The 13,892-nt window shown below is 37.1% G+C and carries 12 protein-coding genes; 6 read left to right on the plus strand and 6 right to left on the minus strand.

The window, feature by feature from the left end:
• Nucleotides 1-237 precede the first annotated feature (237 nt).
• Together brnQ and F903_RS11270 are read left to right on the plus strand one after the other, a co-directional pair.
• A complete protein-coding gene (gene brnQ / locus F903_RS11265) occupies nucleotides 238-1,539 on the plus strand; it encodes a branched-chain amino acid transport system II carrier protein (RefSeq protein WP_004671355.1) in 1,302 nt (433 codons plus the stop codon).
• A 384-nt stretch (nucleotides 1,540-1,923) separates the two neighbouring features.
• A complete protein-coding gene (locus F903_RS11270) occupies nucleotides 1,924-2,184 on the plus strand; it encodes a hypothetical protein (protein ID WP_005197139.1) in 261 nt (86 codons plus the stop codon).
• Nucleotides 2,185-2,196: 12 nt separating this feature from the next.
• On the opposite strand, the gene F903_RS11275 is transcribed toward F903_RS11270, so the two are convergent.
• The gene (locus F903_RS11275) at nucleotides 2,197-2,652 is read right to left on the minus strand and encodes a hypothetical protein (RefSeq protein WP_005197142.1); all 456 of its coding nucleotides are present in this window, start codon (nucleotides 2,650-2,652) and stop codon (nucleotides 2,197-2,199) included.
• 137 nt (nucleotides 2,653-2,789) lie between these two features.
• Between F903_RS11275 and F903_RS11280 the strand changes: the two genes are divergently transcribed.
• Nucleotides 2,790-3,647, plus strand: a complete 858-nt coding sequence (locus tag F903_RS11280) for an alpha/beta hydrolase family protein (RefSeq protein ID WP_034595155.1) — start codon at nucleotides 2,790-2,792, stop codon at nucleotides 3,645-3,647.
• 710 nt (nucleotides 3,648-4,357) lie between these two features.
• Complete coding sequence (locus F903_RS11285; protein ID WP_004671360.1) at nucleotides 4,358-4,822, plus strand: MarR family winged helix-turn-helix transcriptional regulator; 465 nt, start codon at nucleotides 4,358-4,360, stop codon at nucleotides 4,820-4,822.
• A 58-nt stretch (nucleotides 4,823-4,880) separates the two neighbouring features.
• On the opposite strand, the gene F903_RS11290 is transcribed toward F903_RS11285, so the two are convergent.
• From F903_RS11290 to F903_RS11310, 5 genes are all read right to left on the minus strand, one after another.
• Nucleotides 4,881-5,549 (minus strand): SOS response-associated peptidase, encoded by a 669-nt coding sequence (locus tag F903_RS11290; protein ID WP_005197149.1) that lies wholly within the window; start codon nucleotides 5,547-5,549, stop codon nucleotides 4,881-4,883.
• 78 nt (nucleotides 5,550-5,627) lie between these two features.
• Nucleotides 5,628-6,248: a 2OG-Fe(II) oxygenase gene (locus tag F903_RS11295; RefSeq protein WP_004671363.1), complete on the minus strand. Its 621-nt coding sequence runs from the start codon at nucleotides 6,246-6,248 to the stop codon at nucleotides 5,628-5,630.
• A 205-nt stretch (nucleotides 6,249-6,453) separates the two neighbouring features.
• Nucleotides 6,454-8,616 (minus strand): malate synthase G, encoded by a 2,163-nt coding sequence (locus F903_RS11300; RefSeq protein ID WP_005197152.1) that lies wholly within the window; start codon nucleotides 8,614-8,616, stop codon nucleotides 6,454-6,456.
• 292 nt (nucleotides 8,617-8,908) lie between these two features.
• Nucleotides 8,909-10,054 carry a cell division protein ZapE gene (zapE, locus tag F903_RS11305; RefSeq protein WP_004671365.1) on the minus strand — a complete coding sequence of 382 codons (1,146 nt, stop codon included), beginning with the start codon at nucleotides 10,052-10,054 and terminating at the stop codon, nucleotides 8,909-8,911.
• A gap of 118 nt (nucleotides 10,055-10,172) precedes the next feature.
• A complete protein-coding gene (locus tag F903_RS11310; RefSeq protein WP_034595037.1) occupies nucleotides 10,173-11,192 on the minus strand; it encodes an AraC family transcriptional regulator in 1,020 nt (339 codons plus the stop codon).
• Nucleotides 11,193-11,347: 155 nt separating this feature from the next.
• Here F903_RS11310 and F903_RS11315 point away from each other — a divergent pair, with 155 nt between their 5' ends.
• Both F903_RS11315 and F903_RS11320 read left to right on the plus strand, forming a co-directional pair.
• Nucleotides 11,348-12,862, plus strand: a complete 1,515-nt coding sequence (locus F903_RS11315) for a flavin-containing monooxygenase (protein ID WP_005197154.1) — start codon at nucleotides 11,348-11,350, stop codon at nucleotides 12,860-12,862.
• A 47-nt stretch (nucleotides 12,863-12,909) separates the two neighbouring features.
• Nucleotides 12,910-13,827: a LysO family transporter gene (locus F903_RS11320; protein ID WP_005197155.1), complete on the plus strand. Its 918-nt coding sequence runs from the start codon at nucleotides 12,910-12,912 to the stop codon at nucleotides 13,825-13,827.
• Nucleotides 13,828-13,892: the final 65 nt, after the last annotated feature.

Genomic DNA, 13,892 nt, shown 5'->3' on the forward strand with positions numbered 1-13,892 from the left:
TTTATGACTAAAACAGCATTTTTATTTTACATTTAATTTCAATTATGATCACAGGAAAAAACGATAGCACACATGATACCTGCTCTGGCTTTTAACAAATTCAATGAAGGCATAACACTGTAAAGTTCTAATGCGGTCTTTTTAGCCAAAAATAAAGCAACTTTCACATAAATTAGTTTCAAATGACCGCATTTATGCTCTAAAATTCGCACTTTTATTTTAAACTCCCCCTCTTTTATGAACCAACTCCGTACAGGAGATATTATTGCTTTGGGTTTTATGACCTTTGCACTGTTTATTGGTGCTGGCAATATTATTTTTCCTCCCATTGTTGCCCAGCAAGCTGGTGAACATGTGTGGCTTGCTGCATTTGGCTTCTTAATCACCGCAGTTGGTCTTCCTGTTATTACCATCATGGCCTTGTCTCGCACCCAAGGTTCAATTGAAAATATCAGCTCACCACTCGGACGTTTTGCCAGTTTATTGCTTACAATCGTCTGCTATTTAACTGTAGGGCCACTATTTGCAACCCCACGCACCGCGACTGTTTCCTATGAGATTGGCTTTGCGCCTTACTTTGGAACATCAAGCAGCAGCCTTTTTATTTACAGTATCATTTACTTTGCTTTTGTTACGGCTATTTCGCTTTACCCAAACAAACTCTTAGATACTGTAGGTCATGTACTTGCACCATTAAAAATTATTGCGTTGGCAATACTCGGTATTGCTGCATTTGCCATACCGACTGGATTGATCTCACCACCTATCAATAACTACGTGGCCAGTCCAGTTTCAGAAGGTTTTGTCAGTGGTTACTTGACCATGGATACGTTAGGCGCTTTAGTCTTTGGTATTGTGATCATTCAAGCGATTCAGTCTCGTGGCGTTACCGACACTAAACTCATAACCAAGTATGCCATCATCGCAAGTCTGATCGCGGGTGTAGGGCTTACTCTCGTTTATGTCAGCTTATTTAAGCTTGGTTTAGGTAGCCATGAAGTCGCTGCAAATGCAGACAATGGTGCAATTATTTTGCATGCCTATGTACAGCACGCATTTGGCGATTATGGCTCTTATTTCCTCACAGGTTTGATTTTCCTTGCCTGTATGGTGACAGCAATTGGTTTAACCTGCGCATGTGCCGAATACTTCACAGAGTTGACTGGTCTACCTTACAAATTGTTGGTGTTTATTCTCACAGGGTTTTCACTATTAATTTCTAACTTAGGCTTAACCAAGTTGATCGCCTTCTCAATTCCAGTTTTGAGCGCAATTTATCCACCTGCAATTGTGGTGATTATGCTGAGCTTTTTTTGGAAATATTGGAATAAGCCCTCTATTGTCGTCGGTTCAGTGACTGGTGTTGCTTTCCTTTTTGGTATCATCGAAGCCATTAAAGCAGCAGGCTTTGGTACTCACTTACCTACATTCATTGAGCAATTACCCTTAAATGAACAAAATCTTGCATGGTTACTTCCATCTTTAATCATTCTTGTAATTGCAATGATTGTGGATCGAGTGCTAGCAACAAAAAGATAAAATAATTTGTCGTTAAAATAGTGTTTTACCCAAACATGATTTTAGCTATACAAAAAATGTTCCTTTACCCAATGGACGTATTTTGTTTACGACAAATTATTCTCACCTAAACATCGCATTTTTCATACCCGAAGCCCCAATTTGCACAGATGAATAGCAGTGCTAAGTTTTTCAAAATGTAAAAAAATGGAGTTGATATTTAACAAAAAATACCAACAACACACATTAAGAATACTAAAAAGCCTTAACAATCAATACCAATATAAACTTATTCAAAAAAATTATAGATTTACCTATTGAAATAAAGAGAAAATCGCAGTACAACTTTAATAACAATTCCGACAAAATCACATGGTTTTGTCATTAAGACAAGGAGGGATGGAGATGTTATCAACACATTTCAACAAGCAAGTCTTCATTAACACTCTGAAGACCAATGACTCAATTATTTATGCCATTACCACACTTGCATTAATGGCTACACTCTTATTTCAGGGTACAATTAAAGGCAACTTGAAACCTGAATATTTTATTTACGCACTGATTGTTTCATTAGCGTTTTGTGTATGGGCAGTCGTTGATCAAAAATTCCGACAGCTCAGCCTCGCACGTAAAATAAAATCTTTAAGGAAAATGGATGAGTAATCATCCATTTTTTTAGTACAGAAATTTAGCGATGGTTCCAAATACCAATACTGCTGTCGCACCTAGTTCAACAATAATTAAACTCAACATAATTAAACTCATTACCCAAGCAGGAAGTGTCCACCGACCTAATTGATGTGGTTGTTTGAATTGATTGGTTGTATCTCTTAAAAATCCATGGATGATATAAGTCAAAATAGACATCGCAAAATAGAATAAATTGGCAATGACACAAAACAAAGCGATAGACGCTGATAAAACAGTAAAGTGACTTAAAACAGCAAGAATTAGACTTGCAGCCGCATAAAGTAGACTACTCCGATGAGCAATATCTACATAATAATGGGCTCGTGCTTGTTCTGTTTTTCTAATCTGATAATACTTCCAAACCCCTGTCAGCATACCAACCCATAAAAAAATCCCGCTAAACACAATCGCAATTTGTGTCGCGCTACTCAAAACATACATCTCATCTCCCCAATATAAATATGATTCATTATGCGCACCTATATTACCTAAAAATTGACTTTGCAGTCATTTTTTAATCGAGTTTCTTTTTAGAACTCAGGTAAAGTAAAAAGATGCAATTACAAGAGTATTTTCAAATGAATACCTATGAATCATGCTGGATCGATTGTAAAGATGGCTATCAACTGGCTGCCCAATTTTATCCAGCACAAGTTGACAGCAAAAATTATCCAATTTTGATTTGCCCTGCAACAGGCATTACTAAAACGTTCTATCATTCTTTCGCTGAATGGTTAAGCCAACGAGGCTATCCTGTTCTGAGTTTTGATTTTAGAGGAATCGGAGAATCACTACATGAGCCGCTGAAAAACTCCACGGCTAGTATTAACGATTGGGGAATCTTAGACATCCCCGCTGTAGTTGACAGCTTATTGCATCAAACACAATCTGAGAAAGTAATCATCATTGGGCACAGTGCTGGTGGACAGCTACTTGGTATTAACCCTAACTATGACAAAGTCGCTAAAGTAGTCGCAATTGCAGGTTCTACTGGACATGTAAAAGGATTAAAAGGCAAGACCAAATTTTTAGCACCCGTTATGTTTAATATAATTTTTCCACTCTCTAGCTTTATCAAAGGCTATGGTGCAACACAATTTATCGGAATGGGCGAAAATTTACCCAAAAATGTGGCGAAGCAATGGGCGGAATTTTGTAGTAAACCGGGTTATGTCATGAACGCAGTGGGTAAAACCATATTTGAAGATTATCATCAGGAAATTCAATGCCCTATTACTTCATTTTGGGCTACTGATGATGAGATTGCTACTCAAGCAAACGTCAAAGAGCTCTTAGGTTTATATCCAAATGCCAAAACCAAATTAATTGAGCTAAAACCTCAACAACATGGCTATAAGCAGATTGGACATATGTTAATGTTTAAAAAATCACATCAGAAGTTATGGCCTATTATTGAAAATGAATTAACAGTTTAGTCCTCTGCATCTATCTCCTCTTTTAGATTCACACTTTCCGCATCTAAACGCGTAATCCAGTTTAGATGCGTTTTTTTATTGTGTTTTGATGGCTGCGATTTGCTAGGTATGACTTTTTATTTCTTGTGTTATCAATTAATTTTTCTTATCCAACAATATTATTGATTAGAAAATCTTAATAAATAACACTTTTAAAGTAATAAATTCAAGTCTCCTTGCTATAAAGTGTGATAAAGCATGTATTTATTCAACATTACTTATCACTTCTTTTCCATCAAATTTTAACCAAATGATTAAAACAAACATATGTATTTTTTATATATTTAACGATTATTTATTTTATAAATATAATGATTTTGTATTTTTATGACATTTTAGACAGAATTTTTTATAAAAAAGTCACGTCAAAACGCGTATTTTTTTCCTACAATACGATTACTCTACAAATGAGCAGAAATGCAAAATTGTAGGAATATCACTGAAATAAAATGATTCAGGAAATACATTATTCATTACAAATTTATGTGAATTTTGTGATAATTCCCTTAATCATTTATAAAGATAGTTTCATAATTATCTTTGGTAGATTTGCTATCAATGAAATGATAAAAAAATCAGAAAAGGTTTTTTTAGCAGATAAATTGTAGACATTTCATGGAATCTAAGAGCGACGCTATATTGCTCGATATACAAGCATGGGAAAGAAGTAAATGACAAAGAAATATGCGCGTTTTTTACCTACAGCCGAATCATTTAAGCTAGAAGATTTTCCATACTATTGGATTTCTCAAGTAAATTCTCAGTACGTTCAAAATATTGACAACGTACTCAAGAAATATGGTTTAGACAACTCTCGCCGTCGTATTTTAATTGCATTAGAAGTTAAACCTCATGCAAGCGTCTCCGAACTTTCGGATATGGTCATTTCAAAAATGTCTACTACAACCAAAATTGTTTATCGCTTGAAAGATGAAGGTTACATCGAAACCTACTCTTGTAAAGATGACGGCCGTATTACCCGCGTTTATTTAACCGATAAAGGCAAGGAAATGGTCATCAAAATCAATGATCTAACTTCTGTTATTTTGGAACAATCTTTTGATGGCTTAACGCCCCTTCAAATTGAAAAAACCATGGAAATTTTAAAGCTTATGTTTAAAAATCTTGCGCGTTGATTTTTGCTTAGCGAGGAAGGCTTCGATTAGAAGCCTTTTTTATTTGGATGATAAAACGCTAGAATGCATCGAACATATTTAACTGTGGTGTGATTTTTTCTATCTTAGCCTTAGGCACATATGAACATTCAAATTCTTCTACAGGGAAACCTTGCATAAAATCGAAGAGTTGATTCGGTTGTATCAAACTCAGCCATTCATCTAAACGATCGTGAGGAACAACCACAACTGATCGTTTTACATCACCTGGTTCGTGAAAGTCTTTCATCATTGGATGGTCAATTGCATCCATCGTTAACATCGTTGCAGAACGAATAATCTGATCATTTAATTTTCGAATCTCATAAAGCGCCGCAATAAAAAAACCTTTGCCATCTTTACGGCGAACTCCCCATCTTTGCGGCTTATGATCAATATATTTACTTTCATAAAACTCTGAGACTGGGATAACGCCAAACTTACACTTAGATGCCGCTTCTTGAAAACTCGGCTTTTGAAAAACTGTTTCGTGCCGCGCATTATAAGTATGCTTCGTGATATTGGTATCTTCAGACCATTTAGGCACTAGCCCAAATAATACCTCACGCCACTCCAAACCTTGTTCTGATTTAAACAATAAAGGCGTCTTATAACTTGGATAAACCTCATCCGCATATTCAAAAGGAATAAGCGGAAGTTCAAGTTGCTTCGCTTGTTCAATAGTCAAAGGTTTATAATTCGCACACATAAGATCACTTAATCATACAACGCTCAAAAATAAGATATTAAAAAGGAGGTCTATTCACCTCCTCACTTTGTTCAAACCTTATTTAAATAACTTTTTCAATTTCGCACTTAAACCATGTACAAAACGATGTTTGGCATTGGCTTTATCACTGGTTAAAAAATTGATTTGGATCGATTGACGTTGCCCTTCATAAGGGACATAGCCATGCCAACCATTATCAGTCACTTTAAAAGCAACCAACGTGCCTGGACCAGCATTAATTTCTTCGACATAATCATCCATGTTCTTTTCATCATTTAAAATACGAAGACGACCCGTAGGTGCATCCCATGATTCATTTAAATAAATCAAAATAGTCAATAACTTGGTCTTAGAATCAGAATGAATACGCCCATCTTTTTGACGAGAATAACCACGTAACGTAATCATCATTGGATGTTCCATCACATCTACATCAAATTTTTCAGTCAAAATTTGGCGGAACGCTTTACTATCTAATGATTTTAAAAAACGATCAAAGTTGGGTTTGATCTCTACATCTTCTATATTATAACTTCCACCTTGTTCAATCTTTGGAAAATCTTGAATGACGGCTTTTACTTCTTCGTCTACTATCGAGTTTTCCACAACAAAGTATGGATATGGAGATGTAGAAACTTGTGCTTGCTTTAAAGCATCCAATTTTAAAATATGAGACATCGTTACGATTCGACTGAATGATCAAATTAGAATGAATTATAGCAAATATTTCATTTGTATTATGTTTCGTGTTTTTAACAATTACTTCATATTCATTATCTCGCCAACATCATCTATCCCGTACTTCTGTTAACCCTATATTCCCCTCTACAAATTAATATGCATAAAAAAGAGCCTCCGTAGAGGCTCTTTGGATTAGATGAGATTAATCACCTGTATAACCTTTTAATTTTAAACGCGCAGCGTGTAACAATGGCTCTGTGTAACCTGAAGGTTGCTCTGCGCCTTTGAAGATCAAGTCTGAAGCCGCTTGGAAAGCGATACCATCAAAGTTTGGTGCCATTGGTGTATATAGCGCATCATTTGCATTTTGCTGATCAACGATTACAGCCATACGTTTCAGTACGTCTTCAACTTGCGTACGCGTTACGATACCGTGACGTAACCAGTTTGCAACGTGCTGAGAAGAAATACGTAATGTTGCACGGTCTTCCATCAAACCAACGTTGTTGATATCTGGAACTTTAGAACAACCCACACCAAGATCAACCCAACGAACAACATAACCAAGAATACCTTGACAGTTATTTTCAAGTTCATTGTTAAGCTCTTCAGCCGTCCAATTTGTTTCAGGCGCAAACGGAGGTGTCAACAAGTCATCAAGCGTCAACATTTCTTCAGCAGCTAACTCATCTTGGCGTGCTTTTACATTGATTTGATGGTAATGCATTGCATGCAAAACAGCACCTGTTGGAGAAGGAACCCATGCACAAGTCGCACCAGCATTTGGATGTGCAGTCTTGGTTGCTAACATGTCTTTCATGCTGTCTGGTTTTGGCCACATGCCTTTACCAATTTGTGCTTTACCTTGTAGGCCACAAACTAAACCAATCGCAACGTTACGGTTTTCGTAAGATGCAATCCATTTTTGTGTTTTAACAGCTTCTTTACGTACCATTGGCGCAGCTTCCATAGAGGTGTGAATTTCATCACCTGTACGGTCCATAAAGCCAGTATTAATGAAAATTGTACGGTCTTTAGCAGCAGCAATACAGTTTTTCAAGTTTACAGAGGTACGACGCTCTTCATCCATGATCCCGATTTTGAGTGTTTTTGCTGGTAAGCCAAGTGCTTGTTCTGCACGCTCAAATAGCTCAACTGCAAATGCAACTTCTTCTGGACCATGCATTTTTGGTTTAACGATATACATCGAACCTTTACGAGAGTTTTTGTTCTCGTTTTGACCACGGATATCTGCAATTGAAAGTAATGGCGTCACTAAAGCATCCATAATACCTTCAAAAACTTCTTCACCTTCAACCAAGATCGCAGGGTTTGTCATCAAGTGACCAACGTTACGAAGTAGCATGAGTGAACGACCATGTAGTGTTGTGGTACCACCAATTAAGTTTTGAACGGTACGGTCTTTGTTCAGCGCACGAGTAACGGTTTTGCCATTTTTCTCGATTGATTCTTGCAGATCGCCTTTCATCAAACCTAACCAGTTACGGTAGCCTTCAACTTTCTCTTCTGCATCAACGGCTGCAACAGAATCTTCTAAATCTTGAATCGTTGTAATCGCAGCTTCAAGCGTTAAATCCTTAACACCAGCAGCGTCAGTTTTACCGACTGGGCTATTTGCATCGATATCAATGATAACGTGTAAGCCATTATTTAATAAAACGATTTCTGTTGGATTGGCAGCATCACCATTAAAACCAACAAACTGAGACTCATGCTCTAAAGATGATGTAGAACCATCTTTCAAAGTGACGACTAAACGATTGTGATCAATCGCATATTTGGTCGCATCCGCATGTGAACCTTGCGCTAATGGGAAAGTTTGATTTAAGAAGTTCTTAGCGAATGCAATTACCTTATCGCCACGAATTGGATTATAACCCTTACCTTTTTCCGCACCGTCTTCTTCAGAAATTACATCTGTACCATAAAGCGCATCGTATAAAGAGCCCCAACGTGCATTGGCAGCGTTCAAGCAATAACGTGCGTTACGTACAGGCACAACCAATTGTGGACCTGCCAATAAAGCAATTTCTTCATCTACATTTTCAGTTGTAACTTGGAAATCTGCAACTTCAGGTACTAAGTAACCAATTTCAGTCAAAAACGCTTTATATGCATTTAGTTCAAATTTATTGTTGCGATGCCATTCATCAATCTTCGCTTGGAGCTCTTCACGCTTAGCCAATAATGCTTTGTTCTTTGGGCTAAGATCGACAACGACTTGCTCGAAGTTTTTCCAATAAGTTTCACTGTCTAAACCAGAACCTGGTAAAGCTTCATTTTCGATGAAATCGTAAAGTTCTTTAGCAATCGCTAGCTTGCCTTTTTGAATACGTGCAGTCATTGTCTTTCCTGATGGTGCTAACTTTTTATAACAAGAAACCTAGTATACCGATTTATACTAGCCTGAATAGTAATATCACATTCCTAAATAGTAAGCATTTTCCAAGCAGAAGGTATTGACAAATATCAATTTACACCTTACTTGAAAAATAAAATATATAACGTCCTTACTGTTTCAGTTTGCAACACACTCAATTCTAAAACCTACCTAGTTATAGCAAAATTTAACCAAGAATAAAGCTTTCTCTATCTAAATTTATAAAAAAAGACATTCCGAAGAATGCCTTTTAAATTTATGATGTTTTTGCAATTTGAATTTGCCGATGCTCAGAATTTAGATACTCATCCGATTGCATTTCTAACAATCTTGAACGTGTCCGCTCAATTTCAAATGCCAATCTATCCCCTTCATAAAGCTCTATAATTGAATCTTCTGAGGTTAGTAATAACTTCACACCGCGATCATAGAATTCGTCGACTAAATAAATGAAACGACGTGTTCCCTCTGACAAGAAATCAGTCAAATGCGGCACACCACTTACCAATACCGTATTATAAATATTGGCAATCTCGATAAAATCAGCAGGACTACGTGGTTTAAAACAGAGTTCCGAAAACTCACACCACAATACGTCTTCAGTGTGTCCCAAAGTCTCTACTACTCGATTGTTAATCATGATCGGAGAGTTTGACTGTACCTGAGTTTGTGTTAAAGCATGGAAACGCTCTGACATCCAAGACTGTACATCATGACCTAATGGGTGCTTAAACAACTGTGCCTGTTTTAATACCCGCAAACGATAGTCAATTCCTGCATCTACATTCAAAACTGTACAGTTTTTCTGTACCAATTCAATCGTAGGCAAGAACCGATCTCGGTGAATACCATTTTTATATAAACCTTCTGGCGCAATGTTTGACGTTGCAACCAAAGTAACGCCACGCTCGAATAATTTTTGGAATAAATCACTGAGGATCATTGCATCCGTCACATTCGAAACAAAGAACTCATCAAAGCATATCACCACAGCATTTTTATAAATTTGATCAGCAACCGAATCTAGAGGATTACGCTGACCTGAAAGTTTATTTAACTCTTTATGTACATGCTGCATAAAGTGATGAAAATGCATTCGAATTTTGCGACGAAATGGAACCGACTCATAAAATTGATCCATGAGCCAAGTTTTTCCACGACCAACACCACCCCACATATAAACACCTTTAGGGTAGGTTTGACGACGGAAACGTCGAAATGCTTTTTTTGAAGCCTTATAGCGAGTGAGTAACTCTTTCCATACTCGATCTAACTCTTGCACTGCCTGAGCCTGAGCTTCATCAGGCATGAATTGTCCTGACTGAATTGCTTGAGCATAACGCTCAGCAGGTGACGTTGGAATATACGCAGTGCTATGTGAGTCTGGTTTAGAATTTGACATAAGGTGTTATTGCAATTTTAATTGAGGAAAATTATATCGAACATTGAGTTCAAAGACATTAGATTTTAGGCTTATTTATCATCAGGTTTAAACATCATAATGTACCATTTTTAATCATTTAATGATTTCGATTATATTGGCGAGGACTGTGTCCAAACCACCTTTTAAATGCATGATTGAAAGCGGCTGGCTCAGAATAACCTAACATTTCGGCAATTTGTTCAATTGAATATGAGCTGCCTTCGATGAATCTTATTGCCTTTTGCTTTATCAGCCTTTCACGAATTTCTTTATAGCTGGTCTGCATTTGCTGCAATTGATGCCTTAAAGTTCGCTCTGGAATTTTCAATGCATATGCTGTTTCAGTCATAGTTGGTATGACTCCATTTTGCAACTCTAGATAATCCTCTACATATTCGACGATCGTCACTTTTGAATCAGAAACCTTCTCTAATAGTTCTATGTCACGTAGGCATTTTTCTTCATACATTCTATAAGTCAGTGAATCAGCCGAAGGAACACTAACATCCAAAATTTGCGTATTTTCTAAAATAAATACGGCTTGCTTACACCCAAATTTGACATCTTGACCATAATATTGCTGATATGCAGCGGTGAGTTGCACATCATCGGGTCTTTGAAAAGGCAGTTCGATCTGAATATTGGGTGTATCAAGTCCCATCATCTTAAATATGTCTTGTAAAAACTTATAGGTTCCTGAGATTTCACATTGCGCTCTAAACTGACCTAAATGGGTATCTAGATCAGTAGGTTGATAAAATAAATGAATCGCTTTATTGTCAATTTCGAGCTGTAAAGAACCAAATAAATGAGTTAACTGTTGGAAACGCACGCCATTCAACAAGGCATGATGTAATGTGTCACTGGTAACGATCAACATGAGAAAAGGACCGTATCCAGCCAGTGCATAATGCTGCCCAATGAACAGACCTTGTTCTGGCGCAATATCCTGACTAATATGTTGCAAAATATCCCATTCAATTGCATCAGGTATAATTGAACTTGGATCTAAAGCATCAGCCTGTATTCCCATATTTGCTAAACGTGCATCCACATCAATACCAACATGGCGCATGCCTTGAATCAAATACATCAATCCGAGGATGGATCTCTTCATAATTCTGAATACAATTCTCAAAACTTTAATGTTTTACTATAAAAACACATATAAATGAATTGCCGAAATGATCAAGTTTTACGTCTATACAATCATATTTAATCTCGCCAAAACCTTTAAACTGACACAAAATTTAGTGGTATAGGGCGTGGACTATGCGTAATGTAAACCAGAATGCAATTCAAAAAACTAAAGTTGCAATTATTGGTGCAGGTTTTGGTGGCTTAGCAATGGCAATTCGACTATTACAAAGCCAAATCAAGGATTTTGTAATCTTAGAAAAAACCAATGATGTTGGCGGTACATGGCGTGAAAACCAATATCCAGGTGCTGCTTGTGATGTGCAATCACACATGTATTCCCTGTCATTTGCACCAAAAACAGACTGGTCGAAGCGCTATGCCGAGGCAGATGAAATCTTTGATTATATTCAAGATATTACTGAACAATACACACTGAAAGATTATTGTAGATTCAATCATGAAGTCACACATGCCGAGTTTGATGAACAACGTAATATCTGGACAGTAGAATTTAAAGACCAACCTACGCTTGAAGCGCAGTTTGTTATTTTTGCTTCTGGTCCACTCCATGTCCCACAAGTTCCACATCTCAAAGGCATAGAAAAATTTAAAGGTAAAGTTTTCCACTCTTCTCAATGGGATCACGATTACGATCTAAGCGGTAAATCCGTTGCCTCGATTGGTACAGGTGGTAGTGCGATTCAATATATTCCTGAAATCGCACCCGAAGTTAAGCAGCTTTATGTCTTTCAACGTACTGCCGCTTGGGTGATTCCTCGTGATGAACGTAAATACTCAAAATTGAGTAAAACATTATTTAAAGCATCCAATCTCTATCGTCAAATTCACCGTAGTCGTTTGTACTGGACCAATGAATCTCGTGTTGTACCTATCGTACAGCCTCAGATCATGAAATATGGTCAGAAACTTGCAGAAGCCTTTATTCGCTTCCAAGTCAAAGACAAAGCATTAGCGAAAAAACTGACTCCCGATTTTGTGATGGGCTGTAAGCGTATTTTGATTTCAAATAAATACTTCCCAACGTTCAATCGAAAAAATGTTGAATTAATTACCGATGGCGTTCAAGAAATTACAGAAAATGGCATCATGACCAAAGATGGTAAAGAACGTCAAATCGATTGCTTAATTTACGGCACAGGTTTTATCACTGATCCACGCATCTATTTAAAGCATTTCAATTGTGTTGGGCGCAATGGGATTGAACTCAAACAAGCATGGAAAGATGGCGCAGAAAGTTACTATGGTATCAGCACCAAGAACTTCCCTAACCTGTTCCAGTTATTAGGTCCGAATACAATTCTTGGACATAATTCTGTGATTTTCATGATCGAATCACAAGTGAGTTACATTCTTCAGTTGATCCAAACTGTTGATAAAACAGGCACCCAAGCAATTGAAGTCAAACACGACGTACAGGATCAATTTAACGAACGTGTCCAAGAACAACTCAAAGGTACTGTTTGGCAAGCTGGTGGTTGTAGTAGTTGGTACCAAGCAGCTGATGGTAAAAACTTCTCTTTATGGCCAACCTACACTTGGAGATTCTGGTTAGAAACCCGTAAAGTAAATGTAGCTGATTATAATTTTATCAGTACTACAGCAAATGTAAAAAACAATGCAGCCTAATCAATAATTCTTCATAATAAGCAGGTTATTCGTGACCTGCTTTTTTTATGCAATCTGTCGTCCTTATTTTCCAAATTTTTATTGCAATAAGCTTAGGCTATTTCTTAGCTCCCCACTTATCACAAAAAATTAAGCGATTTGTTTTTCAAATCCTGCCTTATTTTTCTTATGTTCTATTAATTAGTGTTGCATTTGAACTCAGCCAAGCGTTGAACCATATTCCAAACCCTGTTGCAATTTTACCACCTGCAGTATTAATCGCATTTACCACCTCGATCGGCTCATTTTTCATTTGTTTGATTACCTACAAAATCATTGATCGCCAAAGCGTACAAGGAAGAATTTCATTACATCTATTCATCAATGCATTGAAAAATATTGCTAAAGCTTTTTTAGCGTTGGGTGTCGGAATTCTACTTGGCACACTTGTAAATATCTCTAATCTACAGATCACATTTAATAGTTGGTATTTATTATTGATATTTATCTGCTTGATCGGTATTGAGCTCGCCTTTACACAATTTGATCGCAGTTGGTTGAGTTGGAAAATTTTGCTTGTTCCAATTGCTGCCATCATTGGCTCGTGTTTAGCCTCTATTTTCAACTATTTTATTTTATCCAATGACTATAGCTTGAATGAGGTGATGGCTTTAGCTCAAGGCTATGGTTGGTATTCAATGTCTGGGATTTTATTCACAGAACTACACTCAGCCAAACTCGGTGGGATTGCCTTATTAACTGATCTGTTTAGAGAAATTTTTGCGATTATATTGATGTATTGTCTCGGTTGGCGTTTTCCACGATCGGCAATTTCAAGTGCTGGCGCAACCTCGATGGATGTCACACTCGCCATGGTCAAACAATCATGTGGTACGCATTACATACCACATGCAATGATGAGCGGATTAATTCTTTCGTTACTTGCACCACTCTTAATCAGCTTATTTTTAAATCTGAAATTATAATGGCGATGAAGTTTGCTAATCCGTCAATCACTCGATAGGCGAACACAGTTCGCCTATACATGAAT

It is taken from the genome of Acinetobacter sp. NIPH 298 (assembly GCF_000369505.1).
In the GTDB taxonomy this organism is placed as follows: domain Bacteria; phylum Pseudomonadota; class Gammaproteobacteria; order Pseudomonadales; family Moraxellaceae; genus Acinetobacter.

Coding starts and splice junctions, on each gene's coding strand:
- F903_RS11310 (WP_034595037.1), bottom strand. CDS start 11,192: ATGAAGAGATCCATCCTCGGATTGATGTATTTGATTCAAGGCATGCGC.
- F903_RS11285 (WP_004671360.1), top strand. CDS start 4,358: ATGACAAAGAAATATGCGCGTTTTTTACCTACAGCCGAATCATTTAAG.
- F903_RS11280 (WP_034595155.1), top strand. CDS start 2,790: ATGAATACCTATGAATCATGCTGGATCGATTGTAAAGATGGCTATCAA.
- F903_RS11290 (WP_005197149.1), bottom strand. CDS start 5,549: ATGTGTGCGAATTATAAACCTTTGACTATTGAACAAGCGAAGCAACTT.
- F903_RS11275 (WP_005197142.1), bottom strand. CDS start 2,652: ATGTATGTTTTGAGTAGCGCGACACAAATTGCGATTGTGTTTAGCGGG.
- zapE (WP_004671365.1), bottom strand. CDS start 10,054: ATGTCAAATTCTAAACCAGACTCACATAGCACTGCGTATATTCCAACG.
- brnQ (WP_004671355.1), top strand. CDS start 238: ATGAACCAACTCCGTACAGGAGATATTATTGCTTTGGGTTTTATGACC.
- F903_RS11270 (WP_005197139.1), top strand. CDS start 1,924: ATGTTATCAACACATTTCAACAAGCAAGTCTTCATTAACACTCTGAAG.
- F903_RS11295 (WP_004671363.1), bottom strand. CDS start 6,248: ATGTCTCATATTTTAAAATTGGATGCTTTAAAGCAAGCACAAGTTTCT.
- F903_RS11300 (WP_005197152.1), bottom strand. CDS start 8,616: ATGACTGCACGTATTCAAAAAGGCAAGCTAGCGATTGCTAAAGAACTT.
- F903_RS11315 (WP_005197154.1), top strand. CDS start 11,348: ATGCGTAATGTAAACCAGAATGCAATTCAAAAAACTAAAGTTGCAATT.
- F903_RS11320 (WP_005197155.1), top strand. CDS start 12,910: ATGCAATCTGTCGTCCTTATTTTCCAAATTTTTATTGCAATAAGCTTA.